General features: G+C 39.2%; 13 protein-coding genes. 3 read left to right on the top strand and 10 right to left on the bottom strand.

Annotation, left to right across the window (positions count from 1 at the left end; translation table 11 throughout):
- Positions 1-36 precede the first annotated feature (36 nt).
- Complete coding sequence (locus tag PP2015_RS12065; RefSeq protein WP_058030575.1) at positions 37-1,587, top strand: AbgT family transporter; 1,551 nt, start codon at positions 37-39, stop codon at positions 1,585-1,587.
- A gap of 143 nt (positions 1,588-1,730) precedes the next feature.
- Here the strand turns inward: PP2015_RS12065 and PP2015_RS12060 are convergent, their stop codons facing one another.
- From PP2015_RS12060 to PP2015_RS12025, 8 genes are all read right to left on the bottom strand, one after another.
- Positions 1,731-2,816, bottom strand: a complete 1,086-nt coding sequence (locus PP2015_RS12060) for an alpha-hydroxy acid oxidase (RefSeq protein ID WP_237113193.1) — start codon at positions 2,814-2,816, stop codon at positions 1,731-1,733.
- 168 nt (positions 2,817-2,984) lie between these two features.
- Complete coding sequence (locus PP2015_RS12055) at positions 2,985-3,833, bottom strand: fumarylacetoacetate hydrolase family protein (protein WP_058030574.1); 849 nt, start codon at positions 3,831-3,833, stop codon at positions 2,985-2,987.
- Between the two features lie 20 nt (positions 3,834-3,853).
- Positions 3,854-4,219, bottom strand: coding sequence for an L-rhamnose mutarotase (locus PP2015_RS12050; RefSeq protein ID WP_058030573.1), 366 nt, complete (start codon positions 4,217-4,219; stop codon positions 3,854-3,856).
- Between the two features lie 66 nt (positions 4,220-4,285).
- A complete protein-coding gene (locus PP2015_RS12045) occupies positions 4,286-5,062 on the bottom strand; it encodes an SDR family NAD(P)-dependent oxidoreductase (RefSeq protein WP_058030572.1) in 777 nt (258 codons plus the stop codon).
- On the bottom strand, positions 5,059-5,916 hold the full coding sequence (locus PP2015_RS12040; protein ID WP_227009233.1) for an amidohydrolase family protein: 858 nt from the start codon (positions 5,914-5,916) through the stop codon (positions 5,059-5,061). The genes PP2015_RS12045 and PP2015_RS12040 overlap by 4 nt, the downstream gene beginning before the upstream one ends.
- Positions 5,913-6,935, bottom strand: a complete 1,023-nt coding sequence (locus tag PP2015_RS12035) for an aldo/keto reductase (protein ID WP_058030571.1) — start codon at positions 6,933-6,935, stop codon at positions 5,913-5,915. Before PP2015_RS12035 ends, PP2015_RS12040 begins: the two co-directional genes overlap by 4 nt.
- On the bottom strand, positions 6,929-8,143 hold the full coding sequence (locus PP2015_RS12030) for a UxaA family hydrolase (RefSeq protein ID WP_058030570.1): 1,215 nt from the start codon (positions 8,141-8,143) through the stop codon (positions 6,929-6,931). The genes PP2015_RS12035 and PP2015_RS12030 overlap by 7 nt, the downstream gene beginning before the upstream one ends.
- Complete coding sequence (locus PP2015_RS12025) at positions 8,140-8,436, bottom strand: UxaA family hydrolase (protein ID WP_058030569.1); 297 nt, start codon at positions 8,434-8,436, stop codon at positions 8,140-8,142. Before PP2015_RS12025 ends, PP2015_RS12030 begins: the two co-directional genes overlap by 4 nt.
- Positions 8,437-8,798: 362 nt before the next feature.
- Between PP2015_RS12025 and PP2015_RS12020 the strand changes: the two genes are divergently transcribed.
- Both PP2015_RS12020 and PP2015_RS12015 read left to right on the top strand, forming a co-directional pair.
- On the top strand, positions 8,799-11,603 hold the full coding sequence (locus tag PP2015_RS12020; RefSeq protein WP_058030568.1) for a TonB-dependent receptor: 2,805 nt from the start codon (positions 8,799-8,801) through the stop codon (positions 11,601-11,603).
- Positions 11,604-12,438: 835 nt separating this feature from the next.
- A complete protein-coding gene (locus tag PP2015_RS12015) occupies positions 12,439-14,631 on the top strand; it encodes a hypothetical protein (RefSeq protein WP_058030567.1) in 2,193 nt (730 codons plus the stop codon).
- Positions 14,632-15,468: 837 nt separating this feature from the next.
- Here PP2015_RS12015 and PP2015_RS12010 read toward each other — a convergent pair.
- Both PP2015_RS12010 and PP2015_RS12005 read right to left on the bottom strand, forming a co-directional pair.
- Complete coding sequence (locus tag PP2015_RS12010) at positions 15,469-17,691, bottom strand: alpha-L-fucosidase (protein WP_058030566.1); 2,223 nt, start codon at positions 17,689-17,691, stop codon at positions 15,469-15,471.
- Positions 17,692-18,434: 743 nt separating this feature from the next.
- Entirely contained in the window at positions 18,435-20,336 is a 1,902-nt protein-coding gene (locus tag PP2015_RS12005; protein WP_083496579.1) for an alpha-L-fucosidase, read from the bottom strand.
- Positions 20,337-20,733 lie beyond the last annotated feature (397 nt).

Genomic DNA, 20,733 nt, shown 5'->3' with positions numbered 1-20,733 from the left:
TTAAGGTTAAGTAATTTTGTTTTATTGGAAGAAAGCATGACTCAACAAGCGAATACGGCTCAGCCAACCGGTGCTGTGGCCAAGTTTCTTAATGGTATCGAACGGGTAGGCAATAAACTACCTGATCCAGCCATTATCTTTTTATCTGCCATGTTATTAATATGGTTACTTTCTTGGTTATTTTCAAGTACGACTTTCGATGCAATCGATCCACGTACTGGTGAAGCAATCGTTGTACACAACCTGTTAAGCGGTGATGCACTGGCAGGTTTTTTAGCCTCAATGGTTAAAACGTTCACAGGCTTTGCACCATTAGGTGTTGTTCTTGTTGCTATGTTAGGTGTGGGGGTTGCTGAGCACTCAGGCTACATTAACGCGGGTTTAAAAATGATGCTTAAGCGCACACCGCAGGCATTATTAACACCGTCAATTATTTTAATCGCGATCGTGAGCCACACAGCCACTGATGCAGGTTATGTATTGGTTATTCCAATTGCGGGTGTAATTTACTATGCCATGGGCCGTCACCCTCTGGCGGGTATCGCAGCCGCATTTGCAGGTGTAAGTGGTGGCTTCAGTGCCAACTTCGTACCGTCTGGTATTGACCCATTACTGCAAAGCTTCACACAAAGCTCTGCACAAATCATCGATCCAACAATTGCGGTAAACCCACTAAACAACTGGTTTTTCACCTCAGCGTCGAGCGTATTTATCATCCTATTAGGTTGGTATATCACTGATAAAATCATTGAGCCTCGTTTACAGGCTACTAAAGTAGATGGCGATACTGACAACCTACCTTCTTTTGATGAAGTCACTTCTAAAGAGCGTAAAGCATTCTTGGTTGCATCTTCAGTGATGATTGCAGGTCTTGCATTATTAGCTTATGCATCAAGCGGTGAAGACTCAGCACTTCGCAGTCCGAATGGGTCACTGACTGATTTTAGTGCACCGCTTATGCAATCAATTGTGCCACTTATCTTCTTACTATTTTGGATCCCTGGTGCCATCTTTGGTTTCATGGTTGGTACTTTTAAGTCATCGAAAGACATGATTGATGCCATGAGTAAAGCAATGGGTAGCATGGCTTACTACATTGTTATGGCGTTCTTCTGTGCCTTGTTTATCTCAGCATTCAGCCAGTCAAACCTTGGTGCATTATTGGCAATTGAAGGTGCGGAAGTACTTAAAGCGCTTGCTTTACCAAGCTACATCACAGTGATTGGTATTATTTTCTTAACCGCTTTTGTTAACTTATTTGTTGGCTCAAGCTCGGCAAAGTGGGCGCTATTAGGTCCAATCTTTGTGCCTATGTTAATGCAACTTGGTATTTCACCAGACTTAAGCCAAGCGGCTTACCGTGTTGGTGACTCAAGCTCAAACATCATTACACCGCTGATGCCTTACTTCCCACTGGTGGTTGTATATTGTCAGAAGTATGTGAAAGACACTGGTATCGGTACATTGATTGCGATGATGCTGCCTTATTCAATTGCATTCTTAATTGGTTGGAGCTTGTTCTTATTGGCTTATTGGGGTCTTGGTATTCCGCTAGGCCTGCAATCAAGCTATACCTACCCAGGTTAAAAAAATGCCCCTTATGGGGCATTTTTTTTGAATACGATTTGGGAGTAAGCCACATCACTAAAGAACGTGTGATAAAGAGCCTGTGGGATTGCATAGGCTAAAAAAAAGCCCCCAGTAATTGGGGGCAAAGTTAGCGCTAACTGTTAATTCCTTACTAGATAATTTGGTAAATCAGCAACTTTTTCACAACGTAGTTGTTTCATGATTTGAGTAAGTTGCATTGTGAGGGCATTTATTGTGTGATAACCACCATACTTTCCTAAAGCTCCTACACCATATACAAAAGTTCGGCCTAAGAATGTAAATTCGGCACCAGAGGCGAGGGCGCTGGCTATGTTAGTACCGTTTTGAATACCGCTATCCATAAAGATTTTTATTTGATCTTTGTATTTTGCCGATAGGGATTGTGTCGTCAGTACGGGAGATTCACCAGCATCGAGCTGTCGGCCACCATGATTTGAAATAACAACACCATCAGCGCCTAATTTAATTGCATCGAGCACATCTTGCTCGCTAATTAACCCTTTCACAATGAGTGGACCTTGCCAAAAGTCTCTTATATGTTTCAACCCTTCTAAATCAACTGGACCCATGACAGTTTTATTCATAAAACTGGCTAGTTGATCCATAGGCATATTCTTTGGCATATACGGCTTAAGCGTTTCCATTTCTGGTTTGCCTGCAATAGCCGTTTCGATCAGCCAATTGGGTTTTGCAAGCATTTGAAGAATATTACTGAGGCTCATTTTAGGCGGCATAGACAATCCATTTCTAATGTCTCTTGGCCTATAACCAAAAGTGGGTACATCTACTGTGACCACCAATACTTTATACCCTGCTGATTTCACTCTATTGAGCAAATCTTTTCTAATACCAGCATCTGAGGGGTTATAAACTTGATACCAAGCATGACCTTCAGACACTTCTGCAATTCTTTCTAGTGAGCTTGAAGAAACAGTACTCAAAATGTATGGAATGTTTTTTTCCATTGCTGCTTTAGCCAGAATTTCGGGCGCTTTAGGCCACATTAAACCTTGCAAACCGACTGGCGCGATGCCAAAGGGAGCAGAATATTTATGGCCAAATAACTCTACTGACAAATCACAATCATTATATGGCTTGAGCAATTGGCTTCTAAGCTCAACACTGTCAATTTGTTGCTCATTCTTTCTAACACTAGTGTCTTCCATGCATCCACTGATCAGATAATCATACGCGAATTTTGGCATCCGCTTTTGAGCTTTTCTTTTGAGATCCTCAGTACAGGGATACTTTGGGTTATAGTAATCTTTCATTGCTTTGCCTATTTGTGGCTTTTCTAAAACCTTCATTGAACAAAAGTTTAATAATGCGAAAAGCCACATCTTTTAATTGAACGGGTAGGTTAAAAGGAAAAGCTATTTTTTATAGCGTTCTACTTTTTGTACTTGTTCGCCAAGACCTTCAATACCAAGGCGCATTTCATCACCCTCTTTCAGGTATTGAGGTGGAGTCATACCTAACCCTACACCCGGTGGTGTACCCGTTGAAATTACGTCACCAGGCTGTAAGCTCATAAATTGGCTGATGTAGTGAACAAGAAAAGGAACAGTAAATACCATTGTATTGGTATTGCCGTTTTGTTTAATTTCACCATTTACTTCTAACCAAATATGAAGATTGTTTGGCTCTTTTACTTCATCAGCAGTTGCCATAAAAGGACCCATTGGCGCAAATGTGTCACATCCTTTACCTTTACACCATTGACCGCCTTTTTCTAGCTGATACGTTCTTTCTGATAAATCATTGATTAGACAAAAACCCGCAACATAGTCCATTGCGTCTTCTTCTGATACATATTTGGCTTCTTTACCAATAATGACACCCAGCTCTACTTCCCAATCTGATTTTTCAGAATCAGGTGGTAAAACAACAGCGTCATTCGGCCCAACAATTGATGAGGTTGCTTTCATAAATAACACAGGCTCATCAGGTACATCCATACCAGATTCAGCTGCGTGGTCTGCATAGTTAAGGCCTACACAAATAAATTTCCCAACGTTGGCAATGGGCGGGGCGATTCTTACAGGCTCATCAATTACAGGTGCCGATTTGTAATTTAATCTTTTGATTTTTTCTAAACCATCAGATAAAAAGAAGGCTTTGTCATAATCTTGAAAATAAGAAGATAGATCTCTAATTTTACCGTTGCTGTCTATAACACCCGGTCTTTCATCATTTTTTTCGCCAAATCTAATAAGTTTCATGTTGTACCTCTAAAATTTAATTACTGTTTATCTTTGTTGGCTACATGGGCTTTAAGATCGAAGATTTTTTCCATCACAACCCACTTTTCGCCTTTTTTAGAGCTTGGCAATGTTTGCTGAAATCGAGACATTAAGACTTCCCATGCTTTTACAATGTCATCGTTTTTGCCTGCTTGTTTATCAGAGAATGAAAACGATTCGTTGGCTTCCATCACCATGACAAGCCTGTTTTCAACAAGATAAATTTCCATAACTTCAATGCCAGACTCTTCAATACTCTCAATTACTTCAGCCCAAACAGAACCTGGTCGGTGGTAGTCAACATATTGTTCGATAAGAAGTTCGTCGTCTTTAAGATCTAGAGCTAATACAAATCTATTATTCATGTCTCGTACCTATCTTTTAGGGTTAAAAATAAACACCGCAAGGGGTTGAAAGTTGTGTTGCTTGAGTTAGTTGTTCAATGTGACAAACCCACCATCAATAGGGATGTTGCTGCCTGTGATAAAGGCGGCATCGTCTGAACATAAAAAGCAAATCAAAGAAGAAATTTCATTGACGGCGCCCATACGACCAATAGGCTGAGAGTTAGATAACATCTCGAACATTTCTTCTTTATTATCTGGATAGGTTTTCTCTAAAAAATTATCTACGAAAGGTGTATGAACTCGCGCTGGGGCAATGCAATTGCATCGAATACCATCAGAGATATAATCTTTTGCGACAGAGTAAGTCATAGTAAGAACAGCGCCTTTACTCATAGAGTAAGCAAACCTATCTTTAATACCCACTGAAGATGCAATAGACGCAATGTTCAGTATGACCCCTTGTTTGCGTTGCTTCATTTGCGGAATGACTGCATGCATTAAGTTGTAACAACCTTTGACATTGACGTTGTATATACGGTCTAGATCTTGTTCGGTTGTTTGCTCGATAGTGCCAATATGCGCAATACCTGCATTATTGACTAAAATGTCAATTTCAAACTTTTTGCTTAACTCTGAAACGTAATCATTCACTATGCTTGAATTCGAGACGTCGACTTTTAAAAAGTCAGCTTTACCACCTTTGTCAATAATCGTGCCGACAACTTCTTCTGCTCCTTGTGTATCCATGTCGAAAATAATGACATAAGCACCTTCACTCGCAAATTGAATCGCTGTTTCTCTGCCAATACCACTACCACCGCCAGTGATAAGAACGGTCTTATCTAGAAATCTTTGAGTCATTCTACTTCTCCTACATTTAGACTATAAAATTCAATGGCACTGCCGGCCCAAATAAGATGTTGATAGTTTGGGATCGTCTCGTCTAAAAAGATTTTCACCACGTTGAACCAGTTGTCATAGTCACTAGCAAGGTTTACAACTGGCCAATCACTTCCCCACATTACACGCCTAGCACCAAATGACTTTAAGATGTGGTCCATCACATTTCTGATAAGCAGAAAGTCTGGTGATTCTCCTGCTTCAGTTAGTACACCCGAGAGCTTGCAATAAACATTTTTGTTGATAGAAATAGAAGCAATGTCGAAAAACCATTGGTTAGCATTGCTGTTTGTTTTAAATCTGGTCAACTCTGGTTTTGCGCAATGATCTATCACGATTTTTAAGTCGGGAAATCTCTTCGCAAGTGTGTCAATTATTTTGATATGTTGAGGTTTAATTAGGGCATCAAATGTCAGGTCAAGCTCAATAAGCTTGTCAAAAACAACTTCAAAATTAGGTGATAAAATCCATTTATCGTCTTTAATTTCTTGTATCATTGGCCTAACCCCTTTGAAAAGTGGGTTTTGCGCAAGCTCAGTTAATGTAGAGAGAACATCCTCGCTTTCAAAGTCGACCCAACCAACAACCCCTTTAACAAAAGGATGCTGATTTGCTAAATCAAGAAGATATCTGGTTTCTTCCACTGTCGCTGCAGCTTGAACTAACACGGTACCTTCAATGCCATTTTTTTTCAGTTTTCCACTTAGCTCATCTGGTAAGAAGTCTCTATAAAGTGGTTCTAAGTCACTTGTTAGCCAGTCGTAGTCATTACGCTGAAGTGACCAAAAATGTTGGTGACAGTCGATCTTAATCATAGTGATATTCCCGGAATAGGTGCTTCGCAATGAATAAGTCCTTTATCTCTGAGTGTTTGCCAAAATTCGGCAGGTATTGTTTCTTTGATCTGTTTTACAGTTGATTCAACACGATTCGCAGAGCTTAACCCTGGAATAACACTCACAACTGCTGGGTGAGCAAGTGGAAATTGTAGTGCTGCAGAAGCAAGTGAAACATTATATTCTTCACATACACTTTCAATGTCTGCGACACGTTGAGTTATCTCTTTAGGTGCGGGACCATAGTCATAATGAGGGACTGACTTTGCATTTTTAACACCCGTGGCTAAAATGCCAGAATTATACGGACCACCTAAAATAATAGAGATGTTGTCACGTTCACATTTGGGTAAAAATGAAGTGAGCGCTTCTTGCTCAAGCAATGTGTAACGACCTGCGAGTAAGAAGCAGTCAAATTTGCAATACTCCATTGCCTGTTCGCAAACCTGATACTCATTTACACCTAATCCAATGGCTTTTATTACACCTTGATCACGCAATTCTTCTAAAGCTCTGAACCCACTTTCTGCAATTTTAAATTGCACAGGGTGCTGATCACCATGTGTTGCAGAACCAATGTCATGCATGTAAACGATATCAATTTTTGACAGACCTAAACGCTGAATACTGTCTTCGACAGACCGCATAATACCGTTATAGGAATAGTCATATTCTGGCTCAAAGGGCATCGGGGAGCAAAAGCCATATTTGTCGCTGGCATTAGCACATGGCTTAAGGAGGCGGCCCACTTTAGTCGACAAAACCCAATCATCTTGATTCTCAGTTCTTAAGACATTGCCTATTCTTCTTTCACTCAAGCCAAAGCCATAGTAAGGGGCGGTATCAAATTGATTGATACCCAGTTCTAGGGCTTTTTCTACCGCACGATATGCGTCATTATCACTAATGGGACGGTATAAATTGCCTAAGGTAGCTGCACCGAACCCTAATTCAGTGACATGAAGTCCAGTGTTTCCGATTTGATTCTTGTTTAGCATAAAGCATCGCCTTTATGTTTAAGAGTTAATTTAGAATCCTCTTCATGATTAAAGCGCTTGTATGTCAGAACAAACTCTTGGTGGCCTAATTGTTCAGATTTAGATTTTTTCCCTGAACAAACATCAATTACCTTATTAACAATTTCTTGACCTGTTTCATTGATAGTAGATTCACCGAGCAAAATCTTCCCTGCGTTTACATCCATATCGTCAGATAAATTTTCATAAGTCTCTGGGTTGGCACATACTTTAACGATAGGTGAAATTGCTGAGCCAACTACAGAGCCTCGTCCTGTAGTAAAAAGAACAAGGTGACAGCCTGACGCTATCATTTCTACAATTTCAGCATTATCAGCAATATTAGGGAAACCGAACATGGGTTCTCCATCTGGAACAACATCCATTAAATATAGACCTTTTCCAGATGGTGCTTCTCCTGGCTTTATTACCCCTTGGATTTCTGAGCGACCAGATTTGGCATATGCACCCATCGATTTTTCTTCTTGAGTAGTCAGGCCGCCTTCTGCATTACCAGGTGCAAAGCTACCGTAACCCATTTTTTGATAATAAATTTCGGCTTTTTCGATCGCACCCAGAATATTAGCCGCGACAACTTGATTTGCAGCTCGGTCGATCATTACATCTTCACAGCCGATAAGTTCGCCTGTTTCTTCGAACATACATGTAGCGCCATGATCGATTAAGTGATCAAAACAACTGCCCACAGCGGGGTTTGCGGTGATACCGCTCGTTCCATCAGAGCCACCACAAATTGTGCCCACAACGATGTCGCTTATTTCCAGATCAACAAGCGGGGTTGATGCTAAGCTATTTAACTGTTCTGCAACGATTTCTTTGCCTTTAACGATACTTTTAGCTGTGCCTTGGTTTTGTTGAATTACCAAAGTTGAACAAGGTCTACCACTGTCTTTGACTGCATTAGCAAGTGCTTCTCGGTTAAACCCTTCACAACCTAAAGACACAATTAACGTACTGCCCACATTTGGATGGGTACACAATTTTGTCATGATATCTAAGGCGTAATCATTAGGGTAACAACCTGAGAATCCAACAAGTTGCACACTATCGTTGTCGAAAGAGTCAACTATTTTAGAAGCTACATGCTTGGCGCATTCAACCAAATAAACAACAAGTGTTGCGTTACGGATACCTTTTTTTCCGTTATTTCTTAAATAGCCTTTCATCATGCTTCTCCCACTTTTGACTGTCTTGTATGGCTAGAAATGTAATCACTTTTCATATTGTGTAAGTGGACATGTTGGCCAATTTCGGTATCAGAAAGCATCGAACCGATAGATACCCCATATTTAATGACTTTATCGCCCTTTGAGAGCGCTTTTCTGGCAATTTTATGGCCAATATCTAAATCGCTTTCTAATTTGTATTTCACAGAATCAATAGAAATTTCTTGGCCTTTTTTTAGTGGGCTACAACAGATAAGCACATTATCTTCGTTGTTTATTAAAATAATCTCAGACATATCGTTTCACATATAAATATTTGGTTTGTATTTAAATCATATTTGCCGTTTTTAGGTATGTCAAATAGTTTTGTTATTTTGTGAATAGTAGGTGAAAGAAATTATTTCATTTTAAATTTTTTTTATAAAAGCCTTATATAGTTGCTTTGTTCAGGTCTTTGAAAACTAAGTGAGAATGTAACTCGATTGTTGCTGGACACATTTTTCTGATTAAGATGATGTTGCGTTATTGTGTTTTATATGTAATTCTTAATTTCGAATATGAACTTGCGTATCAGGTGTTCAGATACTAAAAGATATATGTGTAGGTACTTGAACTTGAGTTGCTGCAAATAATATTAACTACAATTAGGTGTAACATTATGACAACACAATCAACACTGCCTTTTAAAAGAAAGGGTCTCAGCTCAGTTATAACAAATATGATTTCTGGTTCTGCGATAGCAACCGCTAGTTTGGCTTTTTCAGCAACTGCGTTGGCAGAAGAAAGCAGCGACGTGAAAGAGAAGAAAAAGTCTGAGGTAGAAGTAATACTCGTTTCAGGGTTCAAACAAAGTTTAAACGCCGCTACAACACTAAAAAAAGGAACAACTGTTGTAGCTGACGTAATTAGCGCTGAAGATATTGGTAAATTTCCAGATCAAAACTTAGCTGAGTCTTTGCAAAGAATCACAGGTGTTCAAGTAGCTCGCAACCGTGGTGAAGGCCGTTCAATTACGGTCAGGGGTTTAAATCCTGATTTCACTCGTGTTCAGTTTAATGGAAGAAGCTTACCATCAGCTGGCTCTGGCAGAAGTTTCGACTTTACAATCTTACCTTCTGACTTTGTACATAGTTTACAAGTTTACAAATCGCCGTCTGCAGATATGGAAGAAGGTGGTTTATCTGCAACCGTTAATGTTGAAACCCTAAAGCCACTTTCCTTAGGTGAACGTTCTTTTGTTGTTTCAGCAAAAGCGATCCAAGAAGAAAATTCAGGTGAGACTACGCCTTACCTTTCTGCACTTTATAACGACACTTTTGCAGATGACTCAGTGGGTGTTAGTTTTGGTGTGCATTTTGATGAAAGAGAAGTTGAATCTCATTTTTATGAAGCATTTGGTTTGATCAATTGGCCAGAAGCGTGGAATGGACAAGATTATAATTTCGATGGCGATACAGACGATACATTCAGATATGATGCTGCTACCGGTTTTGCAATGTTTAAAGAAGAGCGAAAACGTACCACTTTATTCAATACATTGCAGTGGAGACCAACGGATGATTTAGACCTATCTTTAGAAACGTTATATTCAAAGTTTGAAACTGATGGTATCAAACCATTGAACTCTTTCCGTTGGGTTAATATAGCTGGTGGTGCAGGTGTAACTGGTAGTTCAATTGTAGCAGATCCATTAGGTGGCTCTGATGGCTATACTAATCGACTTCAAGTTGATGGTGTCGATTTACGAAACTCTACTCGACATAACGATGAAAAAGATGAGTTACTGTCGGTATCTCTTTCAGGTGAATACACACTCTCAGACAATTTATTGACTAAAGCTGAGTTGTCATATGCTAAATCTGAGCGTGAAACAACTGCACTTGCGCTTAATGTCATTGGTCGTCCCCACGCTTTCTTTCAATACAGAGAAGATCTGAGTGCAATTGCCGATCATGGTTTTGTTGAGGGCGGTCCAGATCCATTGGCGCCAGAGTTATTTAATTCAGTGGGTGTAAATGGTGATTATAAGAAGCCAACAGAAGATGAAAATATTGATTTTAGACTCGATTTTGATTACTACACCGATTATGAATTGAGTGATAATTTGACGATTACGAATGTTGAGTTTGGTATCAAGTTAAGCCAGAAAGAAAAGTTTTTAGGCCACCAATTCATCAACATTGGTTCGCAAGAAAATATCGAGAAATTTGCTGAGTTATTAGGTGAAACTTACGATCCAAACTCTGTAGAAGGTGGCAGTTTTAGTGCCGCTAACTACATGACTTTACACTCACCTTCTAATTACCTTGATGGTTTTGGTAATGGTCAATTTGTAACTTCTTGGCTATCAGCTGATATGGATAAAGTGCTTTCGAAAGTTTCAGCTGAGCAACTTGCTGCTATCCAGTTGGACGTTGGTGGTCCAGGACAAATTGAAGTTAAAGAAAATGTAACCGCGGCATATTTTAAAGTTAATTTTGACGGCATGGACACTAAGCTACGCGGTAACTTTGGTGTACGTGTAGTACAAACTAAGCAGGAATCAGCGGGTAATATCCCTGATCTATCGACAATCAGATTTGATGGTGGTGGTGTAACAAGTGTTGACTCTTCTGAAAGCAGCATGACGCGAGACTACACAGAAGTTCTCCCTAGCTTAAACATTGCCTACGATGTAACAGATGATGTCATTGTTAGATTTGCAGCTGCGCGAGTAATGTCACGACCAACATTGCAAGTGCTTTCTCCTGCAACCCAGATCAACGCAAATGTTCAAAGTATTAATTCGAGTAATCCTAATGTTGATCCATTCATTGCAGATCAAATCGATTTATCTTTTGAATGGTATTTTGCTGAAGCTGGTATGGTGTCGTTTGCGCCGTTTATGAAATCGATTGATTCGTTTATCGTTAATTCAAGAAAAGATGAACAACACACGGTTACTGACCTCGATGGTAATAACCCTAGAACCTTGAACTTCTCAAGGTTTGCACCTGATAACGGTCGTGGTTCGGACATGTATGGTTTTGAACTAAATTGGCTACAACCATTAGATGAGATTATTGAAGGGTTTGGCTTCACTGCAAATTTCACGTTTGTTGATGCTGATGATATTCAATTAGATGAGTCAGGACCTTTACTGCCATTAGAAGGCTTATCAAGAACAAGTTACAACTTGGTAGCATATTACGAAACAGAGACTTTCGGTGCTCGTTTTGCCTATAACTACCGAGATCAATTTACGACTCAAGAAATGAACTATTTTAATGATGGCCGATATATCAAGAGCTATAGCCAGTTAGACTTCTCTGCATCATATGACATAAGCGAAGATTCAAGTGTGATTTTTGAAGTGCTTAATCTAACTGATGAAGTAACTGTAGAGACAAACTCAATTGGTATCAACCGTGGCGTAGAAGATGTTGGTAAACGCTTTACGCTTGGTTTTAGAACTAAGTTTTAACCTTTTCAACGTTAGAAGTGAGAGAAAATGGATTTTCTCAGCCCTAGAACGGGGTGACTCAACCTAAAAAGCCTCGCGGTCAATTTATTTTGACCGCAAGGTTTTTTATTTAGCTACTCAATCCCTTCCAGGGATCAAAACTGATGCAACCTAAGTTGAAATTTCCTATTTAGAACAACTAAACAGCAAAATTTCGCCTGTGTGAATGGATGTAGGTGACTCAGCGTTAGCAGGACGCGTGAACGGTGTTAGCAACAAGTTTTCTTTGCCTCAAAATAGATCGCTCAATTCAGAGGATTGGCATTATTAAAAGTTGTTTGTAGTTTTTAGCGTATTAAAAACCTGCCTTGTAGGGGAATGATATTCTTAAATACTTCATATATTGCCTTATCGGCATTTTCACTTTCTAAAAGATATATAGTCCTAGCATATAAAAGAATTGTAATAGTCAGTGTTTGTATCAATTCAGTCCCTATCGCGCGTCAATTGTACCTTTTTTCATAAAATTTCTTTTAAGCCCTCAGATATAAAGCTAATTTTTAAATTAACAATTCAAGTATGAATTAATTTGCAAGTTCAATTAGTTTGTTTTTTGCAATAGAGGTGGTTTTTAATCTATAGGTATGTTTTAACAGGGGTTTTGTTTGTTTTCTTGTTGATTTTTGTCTTTTTTGTTGTGCTGTTGTAAATGAATTATGTGTTTGTTTTATTTTTTGGGTTGTTTTTTGTTCATTTAGATGTTTTTATATTTACATATGGATGTGTGTTTTATATTTAGATTTTAATAATAAGTCGAATGGAATCTGTTGTAATAAATTGAACACGTGAGGTAACAATGAAATCATTATTTAAGGTTTTAAGTATTGCTGGTGCAGTCTCATCTGGCTTAGCTATGGCTGCAACAATACCGCAAGCTGGTGACAACCCTTTGGTTGTGGATCAGACTGCGACCACAGATAATATTACTTTCTTAATGGCGGCAGCTGCAGAGCGACCTAATACGATTGGTCTAAAGCAATTAGGCAGTTCAGCAAAGCATGGTTGGCTGAAGTTTTTTGATGATACATCGAAATCATTGAAGTGGAACTTACAACTTGCGCAGGGCAAAAAGTATCAAGTCACAGCTCTGATGAAGCCAGTGAGCGAGCATCAAAAATTTGAACTTAAAGTTCATAATGGCCAAAGCCTGCATTTCACAGTAGAAGAAAAAGGTTGGCAAAGGGTGAACGCTGGTTTTGTTTATTTACCCGCGGGTGTTCAGACGCTTGAATTAAAGCGAACAACAGCAAATGGGGATGTTGAGATTAAGTCTCTAGAGCTTATTGCAGAGGATGACTTACAAAGTTACCAACACCGTGTAGATGAGTTTAAATCTAAAAACCAAAAGTTCAATCAGTATGACTTTGGCATTATGTTTCAATATGGTGGCTGGACCTACCCGCAATCGGGCCCAGCTAAGAGCTTAGATCAACAAGCCGCTGATACCGATGTAGATGCACTCGTTGATATGATCAAAGAATCAGGGGCAGATTATGTTATTTGGTCTACTAGCTGGGCAACTTATGAAATTAATGCACCACTAAGCTCTGTAGATAATATAGTTGGTCATTCAAATCGTACTTCTTCAAGAGACTTGTTATTTGAAGTGGCAAATGCATTAGAAGAAGCTGACATTGATCTTTACTTTTATTATCACGTTGGTCACTCAAGATACAATGGTCATGATTGGTGGGATGCGCAAGAGTGGCCAAGTACTTATGTTTATACTGGCCTTGGTGACAGATCAACTTTCTTCAATAACTGGGAAAGTGTTATCTCAGAGATGAGCCAAAGATATGGTCGATTATTAGATGGTTGGTTCTTTGATGACGGTTTGGCATATTACCCAGCACCTTTCGAACGTTTAGGTAAAGCAGCTAAATTAGGTAACCCAGATAGAATCGTCTCTTATAACTCATGGCAAGTTGCACATTATACTGACTTTGAAGACATCTCATTCGGTGAAGAGTGTAAAGACGCTGGTGCAGAAGTTGGCAGTAATGGCTTATACACAAGTGAAGGGGACGCAGGCCTTCAAGGCCAATGTATGTATCGATTAGAAAACGATTGGGGTATTTATAGAGAAAACCAACCAATCGGGCCAACTCGACTCGGTTTGAAGTCAGCAACCAATATGGTACTTGATAGAGCAAGCCGAGGCGTGCCTACTTCTTTCAACGTTATGATGTATGAAGATGGCAGCATTGCTCAAGATAGCTTAGATTTAATGTCAAGATTACGTTCAGCTCTTGATAGCCAACAAAGCCCTGCTATTAATGATGATAATAGTAATATCAAAAAAGTCGGTAATTGGGGTCGCTCTACAAACCGTGGTGTGGGAGATTTCAATGATGACGTCTCATATACTAGAACAAATGGTGACTACTATGAATATAGCTTCTTTGGTTCAGGTATTACCATCAGCGGTCCAATGCGTTCAGACATGGGAGAAATTGAAATCTTCATTGATGGTGTTAGTAAAGGTGTTGTGAATACACAAGGGTCTAACACAGCTCAAGATGTCTACTTCTCTGTTGATAACCTTTCTGCTTCAGCGCATACCGTTAAAGTCGTTAAGAAAAGCGGCAACTTTATGGTATTGGATAAAATTGAAGTAAGCTCGAAGGAAGTTAAGCATAATGATAACAGCGGCTATATCAAGAAGAATGGTTCTTGGGGTTATGGCAATAGACGCGGTATTGGTGAGTACGGTGATGATATTTCTTACACCACTCGTAACGGTGACTCAATTGAATTTACGTTCACGGGCACAGAGGTAACATTCATTGGTCAAAGTTTCAAAGATCAAGGTGATATTGAAATTTTCATCAATAATGAGAGCCAAGGTATTGTTAGCACATACAGCACTGATAGAATCACTCAAAAAGAAGTATTTAAAATTGAAAACCTACCTTTAGGTGTTCACACATTAAAGGCAGTTAAGCGTTCTGGCCGCTTTATGGTAGTTGATGCAATTAGCTTTCAATAATTAATAAGTCTTTTACCGTTTTTAAGTCGAGCCTACAGCTCGACTTTTTTGTTCTCTTTACAACTCTACTTATAGAAAGTCACTTTAAATTACAATAACAGCCTCATTCATATTTTCATCCGTTTAGATTAGCCGTTCAGGTTATTTCTGACTCACCATAAAAATAAAGCTTTGAGAGGGCGTGTCACTCAGCGTGTAATAGATTATATATGACTGGTTATTGTAGTAGCTCAAATGCTTAGTGAGTTATTGCCGTTTTTTAACGGTCTGTTTGCTAGGTGTTCTATCTTAAGCCTGGTTACTCGCATTAATACATACTTTTAAGCTTATCTACTTTTTGCAGCAGCTTACATAAATTTCGCTTCTTATTTAATCTGAGCAGAATAGAGTTCTACTATCCAGAGTTCAGGCTGTTTAGATTCACAGCGCTCTTGAGGTCAATGAGCAAATACCGTTCGATATCAACTTAAGCCATTAAATGTCTAATCTTTATGTGTTTATGAAAATTATTCTAGACTAGATGTAGAGCTGTAAACTGGGGCGCTTCTTTGCTGGGTTATGTCTAGTACTTTTACTGTTGACTTAATTATCTTTGTCTTATGCTTGTGATTTTAAATTCTTTTATCAAGCTTGTATTTTAGGTGAATTAGTAAAGAAGTGAGAGATAGCTCTTTTTATGAAGAACATGAGAGGTATTGAGTAATCCATAATATGGATGAATTTAGCCTACCAGGTGAAAAGAGAAGGGTAAGCGTTTATATGGCCACAAACGCTTACCCTTAAAAGCTACCTACCTTGCTTGGTTGGAGTGAATCTCAGTAGGTAGTATACAACTCGTTATTTTACAACTAATTTGATTGCGTCAAGCGGGAAGAAGCTACCGCTGCGTTTAACTAATCGAATAGTGTGATTACCCTCTGGTAGATCTTCTTTAGTAAAGATTGCTTCTGCTGGGCTATATCCAGTCGGAGTGTATGCAGATACTAAACCTTGACTCACACCATTAATAATCACTTCAACATTACCGTAAGCTCTATTTTTAGGCACAATCACTGAAACAGCGGTACCTGAAAAGGTTAGCTCAGCATAGTCACCATTTTTAGTGGTATAAGTAACGTCGTCATTGATGTCATCAGCATTTCTATTAGATGAGTTTGCCCAATTACCTGAGTAGCTGATCTCGCTGCTATCATCATTTAATGTGGTAATTTGGTTTTGAACTTCGAACTTATCTAAAATCAGATAATGACCATTCAATTTAACAAGTTTCAATTCATGCTCAGAAGCACTTAGGTTATTAATCTGGAATACGGGCGTTTGAGGGTTGTAGCCAGCCTGTTTTGCAGAAACGACACCTTGACTTTGTCCATCAATAAATACTTCTACATCGCCTTGGTCAACACTGGTTGGCATATAGACTTTAACGCCTGTTCCTGTGAAGTTTAGTGTAGCTGAACTGTTGTTTGCACTCGCCCATGCTACGTTATCTTGGTAGTCACCAGCTCGACGGTTGTTTGAGACCTTCCAATCGCCTGAGTAAGTGATCGAACTGTGAGTGTCATTGAGTGTGTTACAGCCAAAGCTACAATCTACAGTTTGCTCAGCTTCCAATTTAGCTTTTAGTTGTTGAAGTACACTGAGTGATGTGTTTGATACTGAGCCATCTTCAAAAATTAACATATTGAAAGAAATTGGTGTTTTCTTATCATGATAAGACTTAACTAAGTCATAAGCTGCTTCTACAGAATACTTAGTTGGACCAATTTTTTGGTTTTGATGATAAATACCCCAACCAGGTTCCATGGTGATCATACAGTGGCCATAGACACCTTTATCACTGCCTGAGGTATATAGACCAGTACCACCTTCTTCAGCACCATGAACTTTACACTCTTCACCAAATGACAAATCCTCAAAGTCTGTGTAATGCGGTGCAATCCAAGGGTTGTATGAAATTAGTCGATCAGGGTTACCTGCTTTAGCAGCGGCACCTAACCTTTCAAAAGGCGCAGGGTAATAAATCAAACCGTCGTCAAAAAACCACCCATCAAGTAAGCTACCATAACGGTTACCCATTTCACTTACTACGTTAACCCAGTTATCGAAAAATACACTACGGTCTCCAGTACCTGTAGTGGTAAATTCTTCAGGCCATTGTTGGGCTTGCCACCATGGACGCGCATTACTTTGGCCTCCGAAGTGACCTGAGTGATAGTAAAAATAGAAGTCGATATTATGCTTATCTAATTCTGTTGCAATATCTTTGAATAGATCGCGTGTTGCCGTATCTTCAGAATGGCCAAGAATATTATCTAATGCTTGGTTAGGTGCATGCATTTGATAAGTCCACCAAGTTGCAGACCACACCACATATTTTGCACCTGTACTTTCTACCATCTCAGCAAACGCTGTTACGTCGAAGTCATTAGCTTGTTGTTCTAATGTCTTTTTTGGACCCGTTGGAGGGTAAGTCCAAGCACCATACTGAAACATGACACCGTAATCCTGATTAGAGAATTTAGCGGTACTAGATTTAAGTGCTTGAATTCTTGCATCTCGTTGAGGTTTTTCACTTGTTTTGACAAGTTCTAAAGATTTAATTGATGCACTTCCATTTCGACCTAAACGACTTAGTTTTAGTTGGTGAGTACCGGCAGGAACAACGATACTTCCTGCATCTTCTCTGCTCCAGCCTGAATGGCCGATTTCAAAAATAGTGCTGTTCCCATCGACTTCAAGCTTAAATTTTTCTCCTGTTCTTGAAGAAACCAAAGCAGTGATATCAAAAGATGTGCTTTGTTCTACGGATACACTCCATTCTAGTGTTTCACCATAGTCAAAACTATTTAACCAAGCATGTTTTGGTAGGTCATAGTTTTGTACATAGGTTGTATCAGGACGTTTTGCCGCTGCAGCCATCAAGTAATGTACATTATCAATTTGAGCTGTAGTGGTTAACGAGATTGGGTTTGAACCTGCTTGAGGCACTTCACCAGCAAGTAATGGAGCTCCTGTAAATATTAACAAGGAGGTAAGTAATGGCTTCAATGTTGTTGTCATTTTACTTCTCTACATCATTTGCCAATTGAGAAAGATCATCTCTATTGGCATTAGGTTGAGATAGTCCGTCATCTATTACTAAAAGTGTTTTGCTTAAACTGCACGGCAATACACCATTTTGTTATTCAGATTAGGTATAAATACTTTAGCCCAATATTGATGAGTTTGATAGTTTAACTTAACAATGCTGGTTTATATTTGAATTGCTAATCTGTATTTAGAATAGATGTGGATGTTTAAAAATTCAACTTGTTTTTACATTTAATTTACTGGAGTAAGGTTTTTTAACCGAGAGAGCTTAGCTAAGATAATAATTTACTTAATAAAGGCTGAGGGTAAATGCCGTAAAGAAATGGTTAGGCTGGTGTGCGCTCAGGGCGGAAATGCCGTTACTCAATAATACTCAATCATTTTGAGGGACTAAAACAGATGCTAGCTTTGTTAAAAATTTCTTTTTAGAACAAATAAATAGAAAAATTTTAGCCTTACCTACATGAAAGTAGACACCACAGCGATAGCAAGACGCGTGAGCGGTGCGCTCGACCGGTTTTCCTTGATTTAAAATAGATCGCTTAATTAAGCGCAGTGGTATAAAGGGCAAGAGTGATAGCGAGCTGCTGTAATCAGGCAGCATAAAAAATATCATAAATGATTTTTGATTTTTTATATAAATAGAACTCACAGCAAGGTAGGGGCAAGCACCTACTTTACTGCGAATTCTGCGCGAATATATTACATTTTCATCAGTGGCTATTTGCTGATTTTGCCCAAAACTTAAACTGTTCAAGTTTAATGGAGCTTGAATTGTTACTATCGTTTTTGAGGCGTATATATCTCAGTTTCTTACCTGGCATAAGTGCACCAGCATTGAAGCCATTTATCTCAACATCAGCATGTGCTTGAGAGTCATGTTTGTCTGATTCCCATACAACTTCCCAGCTTTTTCCATCAAGAGAGGTTTCAAGTTGTAAGTCGTCACTCTTGAGATCTCCTTTTATGGTAATGCCTGTAACAGACATTTCGGCGTGGAGACTTACTTGAATCCATGGTTTTCGTTCTTTCCTCGTTTCAAAAAAGGCCTCTTTTTGATTGATTTTATCCAGCGTTGTCGCAGAAGTCTTAAGGATCGAACTAGCTGAAATATCTGCCTGATTTTTGACTTCTTGGCCATAAACTAATTCATAACCAAACGCTGAAAGCTCTTCACCAACATCAGTATTTGGTTCAAGAGAGCCATCATAATCTATGGCTGTTATGTGCTGCACATCCGAGTCCATAGTGAGTTTTATGATGGTGCCAGTCTCAGGTGGTGTTTCTTTTAATCCTACTATTATCTTACCTTGCTGTTGGTTTAGGTCTACTGGCTCACCTGACATGGTCACTGCTTTTACCGCATTTATGCCTTCTAAAGAGGGCATGCTAATGGTGCCTGTGAAATTTGGTTTTATATGTAAATAGACGTTTTTGCCGTTTCTTGTTGAACCACCCCAAGCTCTAGGCTTCCAAGGACCACCTCGTGTGCCATAGATAGCTTCACCATTACTAGATAACCACTTGCCTACTTCGAGCATGACGTTTTTTTGCTTTGATTCGAATTCGCCACTCCACATCGGGCCCCAAGAAAGAAGCAGGTTTCCGTTATTAATCGCTGTATTCGTCAGTGCTTGTATTACTTCTGAAGGGGATTTTAGAGCGCCACCTGAATAGCCCCAAGTTGTTTCTAATGAAACCGCAGATTCCCAAGGTCTCCAATCTTGAAAGCCTCCCAGCCTTTGTTCTGGTGTATCGAAATCACCGGGAACAGATGCACGGTTATTCATAACAATATAAGGCTGTAACCTTCGGACCATACGAGTTAGGTTTTCTGCGTCCCAATGATGTGCTTCGTACATACCTCCCCACCAAGCAGCATCCCACCATAAAACGTCAATTTTACCGTATTTGGTTAGGAGCTCTTTAACAACATTAAATTGATATTTTAAGTATTTATGGTGTTGTGGACCGGCTTGTTGTTTATCAGCACCAAACCCTTTTGGTTGATAGTGAGGGTGGTACCAATCTCGTTGAGAATAATAAAGCCCTATAGGCATATCAGCTTCATGAGCTGCATCTACAATTTCTTTTACGTAGTCACGTTTAAATGGTGAGTTAGTGATTTTGAAATCAGAATAGTCTGTGTCCCATAAATGAAAACCATCATGGTGTTTAGCTAGTAAAATAATGTACTTAACTCCAGAGTCCTGAGCTATTTTTATCCACTCTTTGGCATCAAATTTTTCAAACTTGAGCTTGTCGGACCAACCAACCCACTCGGCATCTGGAGGTGTTTCTCCATTCGCAAGACCAGTGCCATCAGGGACAATTCGTTGCGATGTTTCGACCACACCCCATGATAATTCTTTTTCTGAGTAAGAGGTTACTCCAAAGCTAATCATCATTCCGTAACGCCAATCTTGAAATCGTTCGACACTGACGGTGGGGGCAAAGTTACTACTTTCCCAAGCCTGCTTTGAAAACTTTTGGGTTAAGTAAGGTGCTTTGGTAGGGAGTGGATCCCCTTCTTTATGTGACCAAACTGCATGGCCATTTAAGCTGGTCAAACCCAGCGACAGCATAGCGATTGAATAGAGTCTCTTTAAGAACATATGACGGATACCTCTTATTGATATATTTAAATCTAGGTTTAGCTGAGCCAAAAATCTATTTGTACTTCAAGTTTTGAGAGTAAAGTTTTTAACTTTGAGGCTTGGCTACCTATTAAATTAATCGATTTTTATTTGGTTCGGTGATTTATATTTAAACCATAGCATGCAATTTGGGTATGTAAAAGGGTAATTTAAATTTCTGGTTATACGAGTGTTTGGTTGTTTTTTGTATATCAAATTATTTCAATTGGTTACGTGATATCTTAAGTGCAATATTATTGAAGTTTGTACAGTTTTTAGAGCAGGTTATGGGTTGTTTATTTTGTGCAGCTTTGAAGACTTTGCTGTAAATTTCAGTAGTTTTTATGTATTAACAGGGGGTATTTAACTGTGGGGG

The sequence above is a fragment of the Pseudoalteromonas phenolica genome, from assembly GCF_001444405.1.
GTDB classification, from domain to species: Bacteria; Pseudomonadota; Gammaproteobacteria; order Enterobacterales; family Alteromonadaceae; genus Pseudoalteromonas; species Pseudoalteromonas phenolica.
This window is presented reverse-complemented; position numbering and strand designations above follow the sequence as displayed.

Coding starts and splice junctions, on each gene's coding strand:
- PP2015_RS12065 (WP_058030575.1), top strand. CDS start 37: ATGACTCAACAAGCGAATACGGCTCAGCCAACCGGTGCTGTGGCCAAG.
- PP2015_RS12060 (WP_237113193.1), bottom strand. CDS start 2,816: ATGCCAAAATTCGCGTATGATTATCTGATCAGTGGATGCATGGAAGAC.
- PP2015_RS12055 (WP_058030574.1), bottom strand. CDS start 3,833: ATGAAACTTATTAGATTTGGCGAAAAAAATGATGAAAGACCGGGTGTT.
- PP2015_RS12050 (WP_058030573.1), bottom strand. CDS start 4,219: ATGAATAATAGATTTGTATTAGCTCTAGATCTTAAAGACGACGAACTT.
- PP2015_RS12045 (WP_058030572.1), bottom strand. CDS start 5,062: ATGACTCAAAGATTTCTAGATAAGACCGTTCTTATCACTGGCGGTGGT.
- PP2015_RS12040 (WP_227009233.1), bottom strand. CDS start 5,916: ATGATTAAGATCGACTGTCACCAACATTTTTGGTCACTTCAGCGTAAT.
- PP2015_RS12035 (WP_058030571.1), bottom strand. CDS start 6,935: ATGCTAAACAAGAATCAAATCGGAAACACTGGACTTCATGTCACTGAA.
- PP2015_RS12030 (WP_058030570.1), bottom strand. CDS start 8,143: ATGATGAAAGGCTATTTAAGAAATAACGGAAAAAAAGGTATCCGTAAC.
- PP2015_RS12025 (WP_058030569.1), bottom strand. CDS start 8,436: ATGTCTGAGATTATTTTAATAAACAACGAAGATAATGTGCTTATCTGT.
- PP2015_RS12020 (WP_058030568.1), top strand. CDS start 8,799: ATGACAACACAATCAACACTGCCTTTTAAAAGAAAGGGTCTCAGCTCA.
- PP2015_RS12015 (WP_058030567.1), top strand. CDS start 12,439: ATGAAATCATTATTTAAGGTTTTAAGTATTGCTGGTGCAGTCTCATCT.
- PP2015_RS12010 (WP_058030566.1), bottom strand. CDS start 17,691: ATGACAACAACATTGAAGCCATTACTTACCTCCTTGTTAATATTTACA.
- PP2015_RS12005 (WP_083496579.1), bottom strand. CDS start 20,336: ATGTTCTTAAAGAGACTCTATTCAATCGCTATGCTGTCGCTGGGTTTG.